The sequence below is a fragment of the Streptomyces sp. NPDC043896 genome, assembly GCF_056435605.1.
The window spans coordinates 39,993-58,026 of the sequence record NZ_JBWKEE010000024.1; the positions used below are offsets into that span (position 1 = coordinate 39,993).

An 18,034-nucleotide genomic window follows, 5' to 3' on the forward strand; every position below is an offset into this window, starting at 1 on the left:
ACGTACCCCCCCCCCCCCCCCCCCCCCCCCCCCCCCCCCCCCCCCCCCCCCCCCCCCCCCCCCCCCCCCCCCCCCCCCCCCCCCCCCCCCCCCGCCGCACTGTCCGCTGCACGGACCGACCTGGGGGGTTGGAACATGGGGTTCTTCGACGGGATCAGGGGCGCTCGCGCCATGGGCTTCGACTCGGGCAACGCCTCGTCTAACACCATCGAGCTGACCAAGCGGCACCCGACGGTGTCGCTCACCAAACAGCAGGCCGTCCACGGCAACATGCGCGTCAACCTCTCCTGGCGGATGCGCACCTCCGACTTCGGCGGCCGCTCCGGGCAGAGCGGCCAGCTCTTCCGGCACCCGTTCAAGCTCTTCAAGCCGGACATCGTGCAGGCGCACACCCAGGGCATGGTCAACGTCGACCTGGACATGGGCTGCCTGTACGAGCTGACCGACGGCACCCGTGGCGCCGTACAGCCGCTGGGGAACCTGCTCGGCGACCTGAACGAACCGCCGTACGTGAAGCTCAGCGGCGACGACCGGTTCGGCTCGGGCTCGGGGGAGACCCTCTACATCAACCTCGACCACGCCGACGAGATCAAGCGGCTGCTCGTCTTCGTTTACATCTACGACCAGACCCCGGCCTTCGACCGGACCCACGCCCTGGTCACCCTGTACCCGACCGCCGGTCCCAGGATCGAGATCCCGCTGGACGAGCGGCATCCGCAGGCCCGCTCCTGCGCGGTGCTGTCGCTGGAGAACGTCAAGGGCGAGATGATCGTCCGCCGCGAGGTGAAGTTCGTGTACGGGTTCCAGGCGGAGCTGGACCGGCTGTACGGCTGGGGGCTCCAGTGGGGCCGGGGCTACAAGAGCACGAAGGCCTGAGCGCGGGGGCCGGACGGCCCCCGCCCGCGCCCGCCAGGCGGCACCGGTGACGCCAGTGGCACCAGTGGTACCAGTGGCGCCCGCGGCATCCGCTGCGTCCGCGACGTCAGCGGCGGATGAACTGCGGGCCCTGCACCGGCATCCGGAACGACGGGTCTCCGCCCGGAGCCGGTACCGGCACCGGGGACACCTGCTGCGGGTACCCGTAGGCCGGCTGGGCGGCCGGCGGGGCCTGGGTGACCGGGGTGGACGCCGGGGGCCGCATGGCGGCGGTCCGGTCGTCCCCGGGCGCCGGCGCCGCGGCCGGGGCGGCCTCGGCCGCCGCCTCACCGGCGTTCTCGTCCACGGAGATCCCGTGGTCGGTGGCCAGCCCCACGAGGCCGTCGGAGTACCCCTCGCCCAGGGCGCGGAACTTCCACCCCTCGCCCCGGCGGTACATCTCCCCGCAGATCAGCGCCGTCTCGGCGCCGGTCTCGGGGCGGACGTCGAAGTGGGCCAGCGGTTCCGGGGCGCCGCCCGGCGTGGCGTCGTACAGCTGGATCCGCAGGTCGCGGACCTGCTCGAACGGCACGTCCTCGGCGGAGGCCACCACCAGGATGCGGTCCACGGCCGGCGGTACGGCCCGCAGGTCCGCCTGGACCGCGTCGGTGACCCCGTCGCCCACCTGCTTCTTGCCCAGGCGCCACACGGACCCCGAGGGGTGCCGGGGCTGGTTGTAGAACACGAAGTCCTCGTCCGAGCGCACGCGCCCGTCCGCTCCCACGAGCAGCGCCGAGGCGTCCACGTCCGGCACCTGGGGTCCGGTGGTCCAGCGCAGCACCGCCCGGACCGCCGTGGCGGTGACCGGGATGTTGGAGCCCTTCTGCATCGCGTGCGTCATGCCCGTCATCCTGCCCTCCCGGGGCCGACCGGGACAATGCGGCCCCCCGTAGGGCCTTGTCCCGAAGGCGAGAGCTGGGCATGGTGCAAGAGGGTTACCTGAACTTCATGTGCTTGAGGAACTCTTGACTCGCGTTCGTACGTACTATTACCGGCCACGCCAGTTGGGCCGCCGAGGCAGTACGGGGGAAGCACATGCGTCACTTCGGGCACATATCGCCCACGGTCCGCAAGGACCTCTTCCACCAGGAGCCGGCGGAGTTCGACCTGGCCTCCCCGGCCCGCACCCTGGCCGCCGCGCTCGGAGCGACCCTCTACAGCCCCGCCATCCGGCCCAGGCTGGCCGACGACATCCGCAAGCAGGCCGGCCGGGGCGTCGCCTCCATGGTCCTCTGCCTGGAGGATTCCATCAGCGACGCCGACGTCCTCGACGGCGAGGAGAACCTCGTCCGGCAGTTCGCGGCCCTCGGTGCCGAGGGGCCGGGCCCCGAGGGGCTCCCGCTCCTCTTCATCCGCGTCCGCACCCCCGAGCAGATACCCGACCTCGTCCGGCGCCTCGGCGGTTCCGTCCACAATCTGGCCGGATTCGTACTACCGAAGTTCACCGAAAGCCGCGGAACGGCCTTCCTCGACGCCGTCGCCCACGCCGAGGCCGCCGCCGGACTGCCCCGCCTGTATGCCATGCCGGTCCTGGAGACGCCCGACCTCCTCCACCTGGAGACCCGCGTCGAGGCACTCGCCGGCATCAAGCGCACCGTCAACCGCTACCGCGAGCGGGTCCTCGCCCTGCGCCTCGGCGTCACCGACTTCTGCTCCGTGTACGGCCTGCGCCGCACCCCCGACATGACCGCGTACGACGTCCAGATCGTCGCCGGCGTCATCGCCGACGTGGTCAACGTCCTCAGCCGCGCCGACGGCACCGGCTTCACCGTCACCGGCCCCGTCTGGGAGTACTTCCGCAGCCAGCAGCGCCTCTTCAAGCCGCAGCTGCGCCGCAGCCCCTTCCTGGAGGAGGGCGTGGAGGAACTGCGCACCGCGCTGATCGAACACGACCTGGACGGCCTGTTGCGCGAGATCGAACTCGACCGGGCCAACGGCCTGCTCGGCAAGACCTGCATCCACCCGGCCCACGTCACGCCGGTGCACGCGCTGTCGGTGGTCTCCCACGAGGAGTTCAGCGACGCCCAGGACATCCTGCGCCCCGAGCGCGACGGCGGCGGAGTGATGCGCTCCGCCTACACGAACAAGATGAACGAGGTGAAGCCCCACCGGGCCTGGGCCGAGCGCACCATGCTGCGCGCCGAGGTCTTCGGTGTGGCGAAGGAGGAGGTCGGCTTCGTCGACCTCCTGACGGCCGGGCTCCAGGTGTGAGCCGGGCTGCCATGACGAGGAAGGGCAAGACGATCGACACGGTCTGGTCGGGAACCTGGGTCGCCGAGCGGCTGGGCGTGGACCTGAGCGAAACCGCCGGCGCGGCGTCGCCAGGGCTGAAGGAACTGCTCGGGCTGGCCCTGCGCCGCAACCCGAAGCGGGCGCACCTGCTGGTCTCGCAGGTGCTGGGCAAGCACGTCCCGCAGTCGCCCGGCGCCGTGTACGCGGCCGGCCACGGGCTCGGCGTACGCGTCCGCGAGCTGCTCGGGGACTCCGCCGCCCGGGCGGTGGTCCTCGGCTACGCCGAAACCGCCACCGGGCTCGGCCACTGCGTCGCCGACGGTCTGGGACCCGCCCCCTACCTGCACTCCACCCGCCGCCCCGTACCGGGAGTGCGGCCCGCCGGTGGCTTCGAGGAGGCCCACTCGCACGCCACCTCGCACCTGCTGCTGCCCGAGGACCCCGGGTTGCTGGCGGGGGAGGGGCCGCTGGTCCTCGTCGACGACGAGTTCTCCACCGGCAACACGGTCCTGAACACCATCCGCGATCTGCACGCCCGCCACCCCCGCGCGCACTACGTGGTCGTCGCCCTCGTCGACATGCGCTCCGCCCCCGACCGCGACCGGCTCACCGCCTTCGCCGCAGAGCTGGGCGCGCGGGTGGACCTGGTGGCCCTGGCCTCGGGGACGGTCGCCCTCCCGGAAGGGGTGCTGGACAAGGGGCGGGCGCTGGTCGAGGAGTACGAGGCCGCAGCCGCCCCGGCCCGGCAGGACGACGCCCGCGCCGTCGGCCCGGCCGCCGCGGCGCGGCAGGCCCTCCGGGTGCCGCTCGGCTGGCCCGCCGGGCTGCCCGACGGCGGCCGCCACGGCTTCACCCCCGCGCACCGCGAGGCACTGGAGGCCGCCCTGCCCGCCATGGCCGCCCGGATCGCCGGCGCGCTCGGCGCGGAGCCCGGGAGGGTCCTCGTACTCGGCAACGAGGAGCTGATGTACGCACCGCTGCGGCTCGCGCTGGCCCTGGAGGAGTCCGGGGCGGCCACCGAGGTGCGGTTCTCCACCACCACCCGCTCGCCCGTGCTCGCCGTGGACGACCCCGGCTACGCCATCCGCACCCGGCTGGTCTTCCCCGCCCACGACGTCCCCGCCGACGGGCCCGGCGACCGCTACGCCTACAACGTCGCCGGCGCGGGCTTCGACACCGTCGTCGCCGTCGTCGACTCCGCCGGGGACACGCCCGAGCTGCACGCGGGACTGCTCGCCGGGCTCGCCCCGCACACCGGCCGGGTCGTCCTGGCCGTCGTCCCGTCCTACACGCCCGAGACCCCCGACCGGCAGGAGCCGACCGTGACCGAGCCGCCGCTGCCCGAGCCGCTGCGGGGGCCGGCCTTCTCCTCGTACGCCCCCGAGGACGTCGGCTGGCTCCTCCAGGACCTGTCCGGCGTACGGCTGGAGGCCCCGACCGAGGAGCGCGAGGAGGCCATCCAGGCGGGCGGCGCCCATTACGCCGAGTCCCTGCCCGTGGAGTACCAGCCCTCACCGCAGTACCAGGAGCTCTACCGCAGCGCGCTGGACGCCTCGGCGGCCCGCATCGCCCGCGCCGTCGGCACCGTCACCGAGACCGTCCTCGCCGAGCGCTCCCCGTCGCCCGTCCTGGTCTCCCTGGCCCGCGCCGGCACGCCCGTCGGCGTGCTGATGCGCCGCTGGGCCCGCAAGCGGCACGGCCTGGACCTGCCGCACTACGCCGTCTCCATCGTCCGCGGCCGCGGCATCGACGCCAACGCGCTGCGCTGGCTCGCCGCCCACCACGACCCGGCCGACGTCGTGTTCGTCGACGGCTGGACCGGCAAGGGCGCCATCACCCGCGAACTGCGCGAGGCCCTGGCGGAGTTCCCCGGTTTCGACCCGGAGATCGTCGTCCTCGCCGACCCCGGCTCCTGCGTGCGGACGTACGGCACCCGCGAGGACTTCCTGATCCCCTCCGCCTGCCTCAATTCCACCGTTTCCGGACTCGTCTCGCGTACGGTGCTCAGGTCCGACCTGGTCGGCCCCGGCGACTTCCACGGTGCGAAGTTCTACCGGGAGCTGGCCGGAGCCGATGTCTCCGCCGCCTTCGTCGACACCGTCGCCGCCCGCTTCGACGAGGTCGCCGACGCCGTCGCCGCCGAGGTCAAGGAGCTCCTCGCCGCGGACCGCACCCCGACCTGGGTGGGCTGGGCGGCAGTGGAGCGGATCAGCGAGGAGTACGGCATCCACGACGTGAACCTGGTCAAGCCCGGCGTCGGCGAGACCACGCGGGTGCTGCTGCGCCGTGTGCCGTGGAAGATCCTGGCCCGGCGCGGGGCCGGCCCCGACCTGGATCACGTACGCCTGCTCGCCGAGCAGCGCGGGGTCCCGGTCGAGGAGGCCGACGACCTGCCCTACACGTGCGTGGGACTCATCCACCCCCGCTTCACGCGCGGCGCCACGGGCGCCGACGGAAAGGCTGTGGCATCCAAGTGACCCGCCGAGAGACCGTCCTCGTAGCCAGTGACCTCGACCGTACGCTCATCTACTCGTCGGCCGCCCTCGGCCTGACCATGCCCGACCCGCAGGCCCCCCGGCTGCTGTGCGTCGAGGTGCACGAGGGCAAGCCGCTCTCCTACATGACGGAGACGGCGGCCGCGCTGCTGGCGGAACTGGCCGCGGACCCTTCGGCGGTCTTCGTCCCTACCACCACCCGTACCCGCAAGCAGTACCAGCGGATCCGCTTCCCCGGACCCCCGGCCCCGTACGCGATCTGCGCCAACGGCGGCCAGCTGCTGGTGGACGGGGTCCCGGACCGGGACTGGCGGCGCGCGGTGGCCGGGAGGCTCGCCGAGGAGTGCGCTCCGCTGGAGGAGGTGCAGGCGCACCTGCTGGCCGTGGCCGACCCGGCGTGGCTGCGCAAGGCGCGGGTGGCGGAGGACCTCTTCGCGTACCTGGTCGTGGAACGGGCGCTGGTGCCCGACGAGTGGCTCAAGGCCCTGACGGAGTGGGCGGAGGCACGCGGCTGGACGGTCTCCCTCCAGGGCCGCAAGATCTACGCCGTCCCGCGCCCGCTGACCAAGAGCGCCGCGATGCGCGAGGTCGCCCGACGCACGGGCGCGTCCGCCACCCTCGCCGCCGGCGACTCGCTGCTGGACGCCGACCTGCTGCTGGCGGCCGACCGGGCCTGGCGGCCGGGGCACGGCGAGCTGGCCGACGCCGCCTGGACCGCGCCCGCGGTGACGGCCCTGAGCACGGCCGGGGTCCTGGCCGGTGAGGAGATCGTCCGGGAATTCGGCCGGGCGGTTGCGACACTGACCGCATGACCAAGGGCAACAGCACCAAGATCACCGATGAGCTCTACCAGTACGTCCTGGCGCACAACCCCCCGCTGGACGAGGTTCAGCGGGGGCTCGTCCGGACCACCTGGGAGAAGTTCCCCGAGTCGGCCGGCATGCAGTCCGCGGAGGAACAGGGACCGCTGCTGGCCTTCCTGGTCCGGCTGACCGGCGCGCGCCACGTCGTGGAAATCGGCACCTTCACCGGCTTCTCGGCCCTGTCCATGGCCCAGGCCCTCCCGGCCGACGGCCGCCTGATCACCTGTGACGTGTCACAGGAGTGGACGGCGTACGGCCGCGAGGCCTGGGCGGCGGCGGGCGTCGCCGACCGCATCGACCTGCGCCTCGCCCCGGCCCTGGACACGCTGCGCGCCATGCCGGCGGAACCGCACATCGACATGGCGTACATCGACGCCGACAAGCAGAACCAGATCCTCTACTGGGAGGAACTGGTACCGAGGCTGCGCCCCGGCGGGCTGATCGTCACCGACAACACCCTCTTCCACGGCACCGTCCTCGACGAGTCGCCCGCCGGCCGCGGCGCCGCTGTCCGGGCCTTCAACGAGCACGCCATGGCCGACACCCGGATGGACTCCGTCCTCCTGGCCATCTCGGACGGCCTCACCCTCTCGCGCAAGCGCTGAGGCGGCGGAGCTCCTCCGGGCGGCCGAGCCCCTTCGGGTGGCGGAGCCCCTTCGGGTGGCGGAGCCCCTCCGGCCGGCTCAGCAGCAGCCGCCCCCGCCGCAGCACCCGCCCCCGCCGGCCGGAGCGGGGGCACTGCTGGTCCCGCCGACGGCGACGGCGGAGAGCAGCTTGACGGTGTCCGCGTGCCCGGCGGGGCAGTCGGCGGGCGCGGACGACTCGGCCATCGGCCGGCTGACCTCAAAGGTGTCGTCGCAGGTCCGGCAGCGGTATTCGTAACGAGGCATGCGCACAGGCTACGCAGTGCGGTGCCCGGGGTGGAATCCCTCCCGGATCCGCGCCTCGCGCGCCGCCTGTTCGGGGTGCCGGGCGCGCCAGTACGGGTTGTCGTGCGGCAGGGCGCTGCCCACCCGCCCGTACATCCCGAACCACATCAGCATCACGCCGACGACGAAGCTGAACAGCACGTTCTGGATGCGGAACGCCAGGAAGTTCAGGCCCGTGTCCAGCAGCGCGAGGTTCACGAACCCGCTCGCGATGAAGGCCAGTCCCAGCACGATGTTCAGGGTCGAGGCGAACGTCCCGCCGATCACCATCCCGGCGAACAGCAGCGCGCCGATGCAGATCGACAGGACGCTCAGCGCACCGTTCGTGTTCAGGGCCAGCACCGTGTCGCCACCGGTGTCGAAGAACCCGACGCGGTCGATCAGCCCCAGGACCCCGAACACCACCAGCAGCAGACCGGTCAGTCCCGCGCCGACCCGGTACACCTTGCTGAGCTTGTGGTCGGACGGCAGGTGCTCGTCCAGCCGGGCGTTGACCGGGTGCAGCACCCGCTCGACCAGGCGCGGCCCCTGCCGCTCCGGAGGCGGCCCGTACGGCTCGTGGGGCACGTAGGGGGCGTAGTGCTCGTGGGGCTCCGTGCAGCCGTAGGCCGCGTGCGCCACGTACGGCTCGTGCGGCACGGGGGGAGCCGCCCGGTGCCTGCGGGGCAGGTGGAACGTGTGGGCAGCCATGGCGCCCTCCTCTGTCCGCTGTTCCGTTCCAGCATCCGCCTCCGGCCGGGGGCCCCGCTACCCGACCGCTACCCGACCGCCCGCTGGTCCCGGATGTCCGTCACCACCCGGGCCACGGCCGCCCGTACCCGCTCCATCTCCTGGAGGAAGTGCCAGTAGTCCGGGTGGCGCCCCTCCAGCCCCGCCAGCGCACGCTCCAGCCGCGCCACCGCCTCGTCCAGCGGCCGCGCGTGCCGCGGATCGGGCACGCTCCGGCCCGCCATCGCCAGCCGCTGCGCGTCCCGGATCGCGAAGCGCGTCCGCTCCGCCTCGGCCTTCGGGTCCCGCGCCACCGCCTCCAGCCGCGCCAGCCGGTCCTGCGCGGCCGACACCGCCTCGTCGGTCGCGTCCAGCGCGGCCCGAACCGCCTCGACCAGCGTCGTTACGTCCGCCCAGCGCTGTTCCTCCCGCGCCCGGCCGGCCTCCGCCAGCCGGTCCTCCGCCTGCGCGACGTCCCGTACTGCCTGGTCGGGGACGTGCTGGAGGTCCTGCCAGCACGCCGCGCTGAACCGGCGCCTCAGCTCGCTGAGCACCGGATCCACCCGGTCCGCCCGATTGCGCAGCGCCTGTGCGCGGGTCCGCAGGCTCACCAGCCGCCGGTCGATCTCCGCAGCCCGCTCCGGCAGCCGCGCCGCCTCGGCCCGCACGGCCTCCGCGTCCCGCAGGATCCGGTCGGCCCGCTGCACGGTCGCCTGCACCCCGTGCTGCGCGGCGCCCTGGTTCAGCTTCGTCAGCTCCGGCCCCAGCGCCGCCAGCCGCGCCGCGAGGTCGTCGGCCCGCATCCCCCCGGCCCGAGCCGCGTCCAGCGCGTCACTCGCCGCCAGCAGGGCCGCCTTCGCCCGCTCCCGGGCCGGCGCGACCTGCGCCAGCTGCGTCTCCGCCTTGTCCAGCAGCGGCTGCAGCCCCTGGGCGAACCGCTCCAGCTCCCCCTTGACCCGCACCAGCTCGTCCCGCGCCCGGGTCAGCTGCTCCCGCGCCCGCGCGGCGGCGGACCCCTCCAGGTCGACCCGGTCCAGGTCGTGCGCGTCGACGGCCTCGATGTAGCCGTGGCTGACCTCGTCGATGCGCCGCCCGAGCGCCGCGAACCCCTCGACGGCCTGCCGCGCGGCCGGAGACCCGTCGGCGGCGGCGATGGTCTCGATGGAGATCCGCAGATCCCGCTGCGCGGTGTCCAGCTCGTAGAACGCGGCCGCGGCGGCATCCTTCGCCGCCTGCGCGTCCGCCCGCCGACTCTCGTCCCGCCCGCCGAACCACCGCCGGGATGCCGTCGTCACAGTCCCACTCCCGTACCCCGTCCACCCGTGCCCCGGTCCATTCTCCCCCACGGGAACGGGATTGCGTGGGGGGTGCACGGTGCATGTAGGCTGTCCACTCGTCCACGGGTGCGTAGCTCAGGGGTAGAGCGCTGCTCTTACAAAGCAGATGTCGGCGGTTCGAAACCGTCCGCGCCCACCAGTAGGAAGTGGCAGGTCAAGGCCTGTTGTTGACCCCCCAGTCGTGTTCGACTGGGGGGTCTTCCTTGTTTCGGACGCCACATCGACGCCACATCGCCACCGTCAGGGCCTCGGTCATCACCCAGATGGGGGGTCACAACTGGCAGATCATCGGGTTACAGTGCAAGTCGAGCAGGGCCGGCGCGCCTCCCCGCGTGCGCCAGATTGACGCTGCTCACAACCTGAGGTGTTCGGGCGGGGAGGCCCGGCCCTCGGGGCAGGAACCCCCCGTCGCGGAAGTCGGCGGGGGGTTCTTCCGTACACGCTAGACCGCCCGGCCCCTTCGAGGGGACCGGGCGGCCGCCCTGATCGGAATCAGGGCCAGGGAGGCGCGCGCTGGCGGATTGACGGACGCCAGCCACACCATCCCGCTCACCCTTGATCGCGCGAGGCGCGCGGGCGAGTTCGGTCGCCCCGGGATTGGCTCTCTAGTGCCGCGGGGCTTCAAGGTCACGCAGTGTAGGTTTTGCCCTACATACTTTCGATCATGATTTGGTGAGCGTGGACGGGTGCCGCGCTCCGTACCTCCGCCTCCTCATGTCATCGAGAGGCGACGACGCATCGGTCGGCAAATCCGCGAGGCGCGCCTAGAGCGGAACCTGACGCAGGAGCGTGTGGCTCAGCGGGCCAACGATATGGACCGCGCCACGTACGTGAACATCGAGCTGGGTAAGGCCAGTCCGCTCCTGGATTCGCTGATCCTGATCGCGGACGCCATCGGCGTGCCCCTCTCCCACCTCGTTCGGGATTAGGTCAGCCTAAGCGGATTGGGTGCTTCAGCATGCGTTCACCGTACTGGCTGAAAACCGTCGCCGCATCAGTCATGTTCCGGCCAAAAGTGCAGGTCGAGCGGGAATCTAGCCGATTTCGACCAGACCGGAACGGCCGCGTGCAGCCCCGGCCGGCGGAAGGGGTGCCGACCGGGGCGACCGTGCCGGCCAGCTACGTCTACGCGGGCGGTCGGCTGGCCGCTGGGGGCGGGGGCGCGGCGCTCGGCTCGGTGGGCCTCAGGCGTCGCCACGGGAGCCCGAAGATACCGAGCGGCGGGAACAAGGCGACGCGCGTCGGGTACCCCTCCTCGGCGCATTGGACGCACAGCAGGTCGCGACTGTGCCCGTCCTGGCTGGTGCGGGCGATCTCGACCGGCTCACGCCAGCAGGCCTCGCAGATGGTGACGTCGGTAGGGGTCGCGGTGAAATCGGTGGTGATCACGAGATCGAGGCTCCGGGTCGAGGGGTGAGTCGGGTCTGCTCATCGGCGACGGGCGCGCTGTGCTCGTGCGGTGCCTACCCCCAGGCGCGGAGCACGATCGTTGGTTCCGCTCCGCTGCCGCGGGGCGGGTGGATGGTGACGGCTGAGGGTGAGAGGAAGCCAGCCTCCTCCAGCATGTTGGCCCACTGGTAGGCCTCGCCCTCCCAACGGGGCACGGTCGTCGTACCGGCCCGCGCGGCAGTAGGGCCGTGGACGTTGAAGTGCTTCCCCGGGGGCAGGTGGGCCAGCACCAGCACGCCGCCGGGCCGGAGGCGCGCGCGGATGGCCGGGAGGAGCAGCTTCGGGTCTGTGAACCAGTGAGCGCCGTAGGCCGAGTACACGGCGTCGTAGACGGCGGGGGTGGTGCGGAGGAAGTGGGTGGCGTCGGCGTGGTGCACGTCGATCGCTGATCCCCACCGTGCGGTTGCGGCGGCGACTTGTACGCCGGAGAGGTCGACTCCGACGGCGCGGACGGCGAGCGAGGCGAGGTAGGCGAGGCGGTCGCCCTTGCCGCAGCCGAGTTCCAGCACCTCGGAGCCGGGGCCGACCTCCAGGAGTTCCACGCCAAGGCTGTAGCCGGGGTGGACCGTCCAGCTGAAGGGTGGAGGTGGGCCGTGGCGGCCGGCCAGGGCGAGGCGGGCATAGCTGTCCCAAGAGGACTCAAGCGTCATGAAGGGGACTCCGCAGAGAAGGGGCCCGGCCGCGCGGGGCGGCCGGGCCGGGCTTGCGGTCAGTCGTGAGACGGCGGCTGCACGATGAACCCGCGGGCCGGAGGTTGTTCCGGGTCACGGGACGTCGGCAGCTGCGCCTCACGCCAGGCCTCGACTAGCTCGGCGTACCGAGGGTCTGTCCACTCCTGCATGTGTCCTCCCATCGGAGTGGAGCGTAGCGCCGGGCAGGGGTGTTCACTCGCTGGGCGGCGGCGGGGGCGGGTCCGGCAGGCACTGCGGCGTGGGCATCGGCACGATGGGCCCGCAGTTCGGGGCGTGCTGGCAGGACGCGGCCACCTCGACGATCCCGTTGTCCGGGCCCCGCCACAGCTCCCGGTCCACAGGGAAGCCGGCGGCCTCGATCGCGGCCATGGTCCGGTCGATGAAGTCGGGGTCGTAGCGGCCGGAGTCCGGGGGCTCGGGGTAGTGGTGCACGAACCCGCCGAGCCGGTCGCACAGCGCCCGGTAGATGGCGGTGTGCAGGATGAGGGCGTGCCAGCCCTCGTCGACCACCCGGGACGGCGCGATCCCGAGCGCGCCGCTGGCCGCCGCGGCGACGAACTTGAGGCCCTCGACGACGACCCGTTCGGCCATCGTCCAGCCCATGTCGGGGTTGTCCTTCGCGACGGTCGCGGTCACCGCCATGAAGTCGTCGGGGGCGAGGAGGTCGCGGGCGTCGCGAACGCCGGGCTCCCGCGTGAGGGTCATGGTGCCGGTCTGCGCCGGCGTCGGCGGCTGCGGCTGCCTGGCGCCGCACGGCGGAGGCGGAGGGACGGGACTGGACATGCTTCTCCCTTGGTCGTGTGCAGATCAGTGGAGGTCGGCCGGATCGTTGTCCGTGATCGGCCGGCATTTCGGATCCCCGAGGGTGTGGGCGTACTGATCGGGGCGAGCCCCGGACGCCGAGTCCACGCGGATAGTGTCGTACGTCGTGCTGCGGATGGTGCGGTCGCACCGGCAGCAGATGCGCATCAGGCAGGTTGGACGTTGTCGACGGCCGTGGTGAACTCCCGGCCGGACGCGCCCCGGATGTATGCCAGCTCCATCCAGTGCTCGATCCCGGTGTCGGAGACGTTCTCGTTGATCACGGCCATCAGTTCGCCTTCAGCGCCGGAGGCGATGTCACGGACCTGCTTCCGGAGCAGGCGATGAGGCTGGTATTCGTACGTCTCACTCACCGGGGGCCTCCGACGCTGCCGATGAAGCGCTCCCAGCCGACGCGTGCCCGGGTCGAGCACGTTGGCGCTGGGCGCCGGCGCCAGCCGCTCGCCCGGGCTGGCCGGGGTGTTGATGCCGAGGGCGCCTCGGTGCAGCTGCGGATGATGCGGCCGGTCACGGGTCACTCCCTACCGTTGTCAGCGGGTGGTGAGAACAGTCTTCGGCGGGGTGGCTGCGTGGGACCATCTCCGATGCGGCATGCGCATACGGATATGCGTGCGGCGGGTACGGCAGTTACCTGGAGCGGATGAAACCCGAGACTGGGGGCAGGCGCGTTGAGGATTTCGCCGACGGTCAAAGAAGCGTCGCGGGCGAAGGACTACGGCAGGGTCATCGAGCTGGTCCGAAAGGACGCTCGGATGACGCAGGAACAGTTAGGCCAGGCGTGCGGGCTGTCCCAGTCAGCCATCTCCCGGCTGGAGAAACGAGGTGTCGGGGCGTACGCGACTGACGTCCTGGCAGCGGCCGCCGTAGGCCTGGGCATTCCGGGTTCCCTCGTGGGCCTCGCCGACGCGGCAACACGAGATGGGTTCGAGCACGTGGAACGACGCAACTTCATGGGTGGCCTGGGGGCAGCCGCCGCTACCCCGATACTGTCAGCCCTCCCCGACCCTGGCGATGGCCCAGGGCAGGCCGCGCCGCTGAGGCTCGGGACCGCCTCATACCGTCGGATGGACGGGTCAACGCCATCTCGTGATCTCGCTGAAGCCGTTCAGTCCCACCTCCGGCTGGTGCAGAAGGTGGCCCAGGCGGCCGGCAGCGACCAGGAGCGAGCACGGCTCGCTGGCGTCGGCAGCGAAGCCGCGAGCCTGGTGGGCTGGCTGTCGTGGGACATGGGAGACCACGGTTCTACCCGCATGTGGTATGGCTCGGCGATCAAGGCCGCGCGTGCCGCCGGGGACCCCCTTCTTGCCGCCTACCAGGCTGGGACCATGGCCCAGTTTGAAGCGGACGCGGGTAACGGAGCCCAGGCACTCACCTGGACTCGGACCGCCCGCAAGTACCTGGACGCGCGTAGGCCAGCCGTCGCGGATGCTTGGCTGTCATCGGTCGAGGCCTTGGCCCACGCCGCAGCGGGCGACGAGCGAGCAGCAGACCGAGCCCTGACCACCAGCCGGACCCTGGCAACGCGGTTGGGCTCGGTAGAGCCCCCGCCGTGGCCGTGGGTCTTCACCTTCAATGAAAGCAAGGTGGCGGCTGCCCGCGTCACCTGCGGGGCACGGCTTGGTCTGCCCACCTGGGTGCTGGAAGCCGACGCCGAAGCCCTCGCCACCGGCCACGCCAAGCAGCGGGCCCTTCTCATCCTCGACATCGCCGCCGGCCATCTGGCGGCCGGGCGGGTCGAGGCCGCGTTCGCGTTCGCTGGCCGCGCGCTGGACACGGGGCTCCAGTACCGTTCCGGGAGGATCGTGGACCGTGCCCGCGCGGTTCGCCGCTCGTACCGAACGACGTCGTCACCCAAGGTGGTGAGGGAGTTTGATGAGCGGCTGCACGACGTCTACTTGTAGGGGAGGAATGCCATGCGCGTAGGGATCACTGGTCACCGAGGGCTGAGCGCTGAGGTGGAGCAGCAGGTACGTGACCTCCTCGGCGCCGCAGTGCGCGAGCACGGCACTGACTTGGTGGGCGTCTCCTGCATCGCGGACGGCCCCGATTCGTGGTTCGCCGAGTACGTCCTTGCCCACGGCGGCCGCCTCGAAGTCGTCCTCCCCGCAGCCCAGTACCGTGAAGGGCTGCCCGCAGAGCACTGGCCGTTGTACGACGAACTGATCAGCCGCGCCGCCGACGTGCACCGCACCGGGCTGGACGCCTCCGACTCCTCAGCGCACATGGCCGGGAGCGAGATCCTCGTCGGCCTGGTTGATGAACTGCTGGCCGTCTGGGACGGGAAGCCGGCGTGGGGATACGGAGGTACCGCCGACGTAGTGGCATACGCCGAACGCACCGGCGTCCCCGTACGGATCCTCTGGCCCGAGGGCGCGAGCCGCTGACACCCCCGGACGCACGAAGGCGCCCCCTCCCGCCCGTAGGCGAGAGGGGGCGATGCAGTCAGTCGATGCTGTACGGGATCAGCTCGGGCGGGACAGGCTCCGGCTCCACGCCGCAGCTGCGCAGGCGCCGGTTCGCCTGGCGGATGATGCGCAGCGCCTGGCGGAGCAGCCGCTCCAGCGTGGTAACCCGAACCGTCTGCGCCTCGACCAGCTCGGTCAGGTGGTCGACCTTGTCCTCCAGGCCGCGGATCCGGCCGGAGAAGTGCTGCCAGATCTCGGGGCTGACCTCCAGCGCCGGTCGGTCCTCCTCCTCTAACGGCCCCGCCGCCGGCGCCGGGCGGAGCGCCCGCGGCGCGGACATCCGGGCCACGAGCACCGACCCGATCACGCCGACCACGGCGATCACCACACCGAGGACCGTGCTCTCACCGCCCATCGGCCACCCCCTCACATGATGCGCATCCGCGTGTCCGCCCCCCTGTCAGTGCTGCGACGATCACCACCAGCAGCAGGATCGCCGCGAAGGGCGGCACGCTTGCCCAGGCCACGCCGTAGGTGCCGGTCGCGGCGGCCGCGATGTAGGCCAGCCCCCAGATCAGCGGCGGGCCTGCGGCCCCGGCGAACCCGGCGAGGTCCCGGCCGGGGCGGAGCGCGGCCGTCACGACGCCGAGCGCGCCGCAGGCGATCCACACCCCGCCCCAGGCCTCCAGGCACATTACCCGCAGCAGCGGGGCGGCTGCGGCGATGAGGCCGGGCCGGTCGGCGACGATCAGCCCGATGCCGTAGGTGATCCACAGGATGCCGAGGCCGGCCAGGGCCAGGCCCCGCCACTGGAGGTGCCGCCATAGGGCGGCTGCCATCAGACGCCCTTGACGGTGGACGCCGAGTTCGGGTCGCCGACGAGGCGGGCCGCGAGGCCCTTCAGGAACGACCCGGCGGCCATCAGGCCGACGAGGCCGGCGCCCTGCCAGAACGAGACGTCGAGCATGTCGGCCGGGCCGGCCGCGACGAGGACGCCGCCGACGGCGCTCACTCCGGTCCACAGGGTTCGCTCGGCCACGTCCTTGGCGTACGTCGCTCCGGTCTTGACGATGGTGCTGGCAGGCGGGAACGGGCTGGTCATGAAGATCTCCTTGGGGGTGGGTCAGACGTTGGGGACCTGGAGCTGATTCCAGGTGGTGGGTCCCGGCGGCCACGTCGCCGCGTCGCCGGTGTGGCCCAGGGACCGCTGGTAGGCCTCGTACGCGTTGACGTCCGCGCGGCCCAGCCGAGGGCCGGGGCCCACGGAGTAGTAGCGGCCGAAGCCGCGGGCGACGAGCCGCTGACCCATCGCGGTGAAGATGGGCGACTCCTTGCCGAGCGCGGCCGTCGAGCCGTTCATGAAGAACGCCTTCCCCGGGTACGGCTCGTACCTCGAAGGGGGCGGCGGGGTGGGCGTGGTCGGCGGGTGCGCGGGTGCGGCGCCGAGCCGGGCCGCGATCCGGTCCCGCATCGACGCCATGGTGAACCCGCGCGGGTCGACCTTGTCGTCCGACCACTCCAGGTGTCCGATGACGCTCTTCGCTGTCCAGCCGTGGGCCCGGCAAACGGCCGCCGATGCCCGCTCGATTGCGTCGAGCTGCTCGGGCGTCCAGGGGTCGTTGCCGTCGCCGAGGTTGACGCACTCCCAGCCGTAGAAGTGCCGGTTGCCGTCGACCCCGTCGACGTTCCCGGTGTCGGGGACCGGTGGCCGGGCGCTGTACTCCTCGGCGCGTACGGCGTTGAGGGTGTCGATGTCGCCGCCGCCGGCGTGGTTGGTGCGGCCGTACCCGATCAGGTGGACGATGCCGGCCTTGTCGATGACGCCGTGGCAGAGCGGGCCCGGGAGGCTGGTGTAGCCAGCGCGGCAGAGTTCGACGGAGGCGGCGGAGCCGGAGCTGACGGTGTGGTGCACCATCACCCCGTGGACCGGCCCCCAGGGGCCCTTGTGGTTGCGGTTGTGGGTGCGCCAGCCGTCGTGTTCCTGCACGCGTACGCCCTCGGCGAGGAGCGCGGCGATGAACCGGTCGGCGGACAGCGGATCAGACATGCTGCCTCCAGGGCATGACGAATGGCCCCGGCCGGCGGCGCGGGGCTGAAGGGGGGGGGGTCAGCTGGTGGCCTGGCTGATACAGGTCATGCCGAGCGTGACGCTGACGTTGAGGGAGCCGCCGGAGTTCTGGTTGCAGTACAGCTCGACGTAGTGGCTGGCGGTCGTGAAGACAACGACGCCGGAGATGGTGCTCTGGCAGTTCCCGCTGGATTCCACTTGGGTGCCGATGCGGGCCGTCGTGATGATGGTGCCGGTGCCGTTGTACCGGAACTCGCTGCGGGCATCGTTGGTGCTGAGACCGCTCGGCCAGGAGATCCCGCCGTGAACCAGATAGGTGCCCGCGCGCGGGGCGACCAGCCGGGTCGAACTGCCGCCCGACCACATCGACGTGTCGTTCGACGAGGCGATCGAGCTGAACTGCACGGCGGTGTAGTTCGAGGCGTGGTTCGGGATCGCGAACGAGCTGGTGGTGACCTGCGTGCAGCAGAACAACCCGACCAGCCCAGTGAACTGGGCGCGCACCTCGGCGTTCATCATGGCCGCCGTCACGACCTCGCCCACCACCCACGTCCGCGGGGTAACGACCGGGGCCGCCATCAGATCGCCTTCCCTTCGGGCAGGGGCCGTTCAGGCAGCGGCGGCCCGGGATCCGGGCGCGTCTCCTTCTCGGCCGGCGCCGGATGTCCCGGCCGGGGGGCCCGGCGCGGTCGCTCGCCGTTGTCGTCGGGCAGGGGCGGCCGGTCCCACGACGTATCGTCGGCCTGCCACCAGTTCCGCTCGGCCGGGACCTGGTCGGCGACCGTGCGCTCCGCCGCGGCCGGATCCTTCGGGAACACGACCGGCACCCAGCCGTAGCCGCACTCCGGGCACGCCAACCGCGGGTCGGACGGAGTGACGATCTGCGCGCTGCCACACGTGCAGTCGGCGACCCACCGGCCGTGGTTGATCCGGGCGTAGATCGGCGGCTCGCCCAACAGGACGCCAGCCGGGGGTGCCAGCCTGCGCTGTGCCTGCTGCTCGTACCAGCGCCACACCCGCTCCGCGGGCGGGACGTGGTCCCAGGCGTCCGAGGCCAGCCGCGGCGGGGGCCGGTAGAACCCTTCAGCGCGCTGTACCGGAATCGTCTCGCGCATGCGG

General features: G+C 72.3%; 23 protein-coding genes and 1 tRNA gene (1 of these 24 running past the window's edge). 10 read left to right on the forward strand and 14 right to left on the reverse strand.

What is annotated here, in order from left to right:
- Together AC069X_RS29295 and AC069X_RS29300 are read left to right on the forward strand one after the other, a co-directional pair.
- On the forward strand, positions 1–203 hold the 3' portion of the coding sequence (locus AC069X_RS29295; protein ID WP_478733371.1) for a cyclic pyranopterin monophosphate synthase MoaC. 70 nt of this gene lie to the left of the window's left edge; the window shows 203 of its 273 coding nt (coding positions 71–273); its start codon lies beyond the left edge, outside the window; the stop codon is at positions 201–203.
- Positions 136–876 (forward strand): TerD family protein, encoded by a 741-nt coding sequence (locus tag AC069X_RS29300; RefSeq protein WP_478733133.1) that lies wholly within the window; start codon positions 136–138, stop codon positions 874–876. The genes AC069X_RS29295 and AC069X_RS29300 overlap by 68 nt, the downstream gene beginning before the upstream one ends.
- A 106-nt stretch (positions 877–982) precedes the next feature.
- On the opposite strand, the gene AC069X_RS29305 is transcribed toward AC069X_RS29300, so the two are convergent.
- Positions 983–1,756, reverse strand: a complete 774-nt coding sequence (locus tag AC069X_RS29305; protein ID WP_478733135.1) for a TerD family protein — start codon at positions 1,754–1,756, stop codon at positions 983–985.
- Between the two features lie 194 nt (positions 1,757–1,950).
- Between AC069X_RS29305 and AC069X_RS29310 the strand changes: the two genes are divergently transcribed.
- From AC069X_RS29310 to AC069X_RS29325, 4 genes are read left to right on the forward strand one after another with little or no spacing between them, the layout of a single operon-like run.
- Positions 1,951–3,126: an HpcH/HpaI aldolase/citrate lyase family protein gene (locus tag AC069X_RS29310; protein WP_478733137.1), complete on the forward strand. Its 1,176-nt coding sequence runs from the start codon at positions 1,951–1,953 to the stop codon at positions 3,124–3,126.
- Positions 3,127–3,137: 11 nt separating this feature from the next.
- The gene (locus AC069X_RS29315; RefSeq protein WP_478733139.1) at positions 3,138–5,624 is read left to right on the forward strand and encodes a phosphoribosyltransferase; all 2,487 of its coding nucleotides are present in this window, start codon (positions 3,138–3,140) and stop codon (positions 5,622–5,624) included.
- Entirely contained in the window at positions 5,621–6,454 is an 834-nt protein-coding gene (locus AC069X_RS29320) for an HAD family hydrolase (RefSeq protein ID WP_478733141.1), read from the forward strand. The genes AC069X_RS29315 and AC069X_RS29320 overlap by 4 nt, the downstream gene beginning before the upstream one ends.
- The gene (locus tag AC069X_RS29325; RefSeq protein WP_478733143.1) at positions 6,451–7,110 is read left to right on the forward strand and encodes an O-methyltransferase; all 660 of its coding nucleotides are present in this window, start codon (positions 6,451–6,453) and stop codon (positions 7,108–7,110) included. The genes AC069X_RS29320 and AC069X_RS29325 overlap by 4 nt, the downstream gene beginning before the upstream one ends.
- Before the next feature lie 78 nt (positions 7,111–7,188).
- Here AC069X_RS29325 and AC069X_RS29330 read toward each other — a convergent pair whose 3' ends face one another.
- From AC069X_RS29330 to AC069X_RS29340, 3 genes are all read right to left on the reverse strand, one after another.
- The gene (locus AC069X_RS29330) at positions 7,189–7,395 is read right to left on the reverse strand and encodes an FmdB family zinc ribbon protein (protein ID WP_388936127.1); all 207 of its coding nucleotides are present in this window, start codon (positions 7,393–7,395) and stop codon (positions 7,189–7,191) included.
- 9 nt (positions 7,396–7,404) lie between these two features.
- Positions 7,405–8,124 (reverse strand): DUF4383 domain-containing protein, encoded by a 720-nt coding sequence (locus AC069X_RS29335; protein ID WP_478733145.1) that lies wholly within the window; start codon positions 8,122–8,124, stop codon positions 7,405–7,407.
- Positions 8,125–8,192: 68 nt separating this feature from the next.
- Positions 8,193–9,437, reverse strand: a complete 1,245-nt coding sequence (locus tag AC069X_RS29340) for a hypothetical protein (protein ID WP_478733147.1) — start codon at positions 9,435–9,437, stop codon at positions 8,193–8,195.
- 106 nt (positions 9,438–9,543) lie between these two features.
- Here AC069X_RS29340 and AC069X_RS29345 point away from each other — a divergent pair.
- Positions 9,544–9,618: transfer RNA gene (locus tag AC069X_RS29345), tRNA-Val, on the forward strand.
- A 547-nt stretch (positions 9,619–10,165) separates the two neighbouring features.
- Positions 10,166–10,408 carry a helix-turn-helix domain-containing protein gene (locus AC069X_RS29350; RefSeq protein ID WP_478733149.1) on the forward strand — a complete coding sequence of 81 codons (243 nt, stop codon included), beginning with the start codon at positions 10,166–10,168 and terminating at the stop codon, positions 10,406–10,408.
- A gap of 196 nt (positions 10,409–10,604) precedes the next feature.
- Here the strand turns inward: AC069X_RS29350 and AC069X_RS29355 are convergent, their stop codons facing one another.
- The 4 genes from AC069X_RS29355 to AC069X_RS29370 all read right to left on the reverse strand — a co-directional run bounded on the left by AC069X_RS29355 (position 10,605) and on the right by AC069X_RS29370 (position 12,795).
- Positions 10,605–10,868, reverse strand: a complete 264-nt coding sequence (locus tag AC069X_RS29355; RefSeq protein WP_478733151.1) for a hypothetical protein — start codon at positions 10,866–10,868, stop codon at positions 10,605–10,607.
- A 74-nt stretch (positions 10,869–10,942) separates the two neighbouring features.
- Positions 10,943–11,578: a class I SAM-dependent methyltransferase gene (locus AC069X_RS29360; RefSeq protein WP_478733153.1), complete on the reverse strand. Its 636-nt coding sequence runs from the start codon at positions 11,576–11,578 to the stop codon at positions 10,943–10,945.
- A 234-nt stretch (positions 11,579–11,812) separates the two neighbouring features.
- Positions 11,813–12,325, reverse strand: a complete 513-nt coding sequence (locus tag AC069X_RS29365; protein ID WP_478733155.1) for a glycine-rich domain-containing protein — start codon at positions 12,323–12,325, stop codon at positions 11,813–11,815.
- Positions 12,326–12,588: 263 nt separating this feature from the next.
- Entirely contained in the window at positions 12,589–12,795 is a 207-nt protein-coding gene (locus AC069X_RS29370) for a hypothetical protein (RefSeq protein WP_478733157.1), read from the reverse strand.
- 315 nt (positions 12,796–13,110) lie between these two features.
- Between AC069X_RS29370 and AC069X_RS29375 the strand changes: the two genes are divergently transcribed.
- Positions 13,111–14,343 carry a helix-turn-helix domain-containing protein gene (locus AC069X_RS29375; RefSeq protein WP_478733158.1) on the forward strand — a complete coding sequence of 411 codons (1,233 nt, stop codon included), beginning with the start codon at positions 13,111–13,113 and terminating at the stop codon, positions 14,341–14,343.
- Between the two features lie 12 nt (positions 14,344–14,355).
- Complete coding sequence (locus AC069X_RS29380; protein WP_478733160.1) at positions 14,356–14,826, forward strand: hypothetical protein; 471 nt, start codon at positions 14,356–14,358, stop codon at positions 14,824–14,826.
- Between the two features lie 58 nt (positions 14,827–14,884).
- Here AC069X_RS29380 and AC069X_RS29385 read toward each other — a convergent pair whose 3' ends face one another.
- From AC069X_RS29385 to AC069X_RS29410, 6 genes are read right to left on the reverse strand one after another with little or no spacing between them, the layout of a single operon-like run.
- On the reverse strand, positions 14,885–15,262 hold the full coding sequence (locus AC069X_RS29385; protein ID WP_478733162.1) for a hypothetical protein: 378 nt from the start codon (positions 15,260–15,262) through the stop codon (positions 14,885–14,887).
- The gene (locus AC069X_RS29390; protein ID WP_478733164.1) at positions 15,252–15,686 is read right to left on the reverse strand and encodes a hypothetical protein; all 435 of its coding nucleotides are present in this window, start codon (positions 15,684–15,686) and stop codon (positions 15,252–15,254) included. Before AC069X_RS29390 ends, AC069X_RS29385 begins: the two co-directional genes overlap by 11 nt.
- Positions 15,686–15,949, reverse strand: coding sequence for a hypothetical protein (locus AC069X_RS29395; RefSeq protein WP_478733166.1), 264 nt, complete (start codon positions 15,947–15,949; stop codon positions 15,686–15,688). Before AC069X_RS29395 ends, AC069X_RS29390 begins: the two co-directional genes overlap by 1 nt.
- Before the next feature lie 21 nt (positions 15,950–15,970).
- The gene (locus AC069X_RS29400) at positions 15,971–16,894 is read right to left on the reverse strand and encodes an N-acetylmuramoyl-L-alanine amidase (protein WP_478733168.1); all 924 of its coding nucleotides are present in this window, start codon (positions 16,892–16,894) and stop codon (positions 15,971–15,973) included.
- A 60-nt stretch (positions 16,895–16,954) separates the two neighbouring features.
- Positions 16,955–17,494 carry a hypothetical protein gene (locus AC069X_RS29405; RefSeq protein ID WP_478733170.1) on the reverse strand — a complete coding sequence of 180 codons (540 nt, stop codon included), beginning with the start codon at positions 17,492–17,494 and terminating at the stop codon, positions 16,955–16,957.
- On the reverse strand, positions 17,494–18,030 hold the full coding sequence (locus AC069X_RS29410) for a hypothetical protein (protein ID WP_478733172.1): 537 nt from the start codon (positions 18,028–18,030) through the stop codon (positions 17,494–17,496). The genes AC069X_RS29405 and AC069X_RS29410 overlap by 1 nt, the downstream gene beginning before the upstream one ends.
- Between the last annotated feature and the right edge of the window lie 4 nt (positions 18,031–18,034).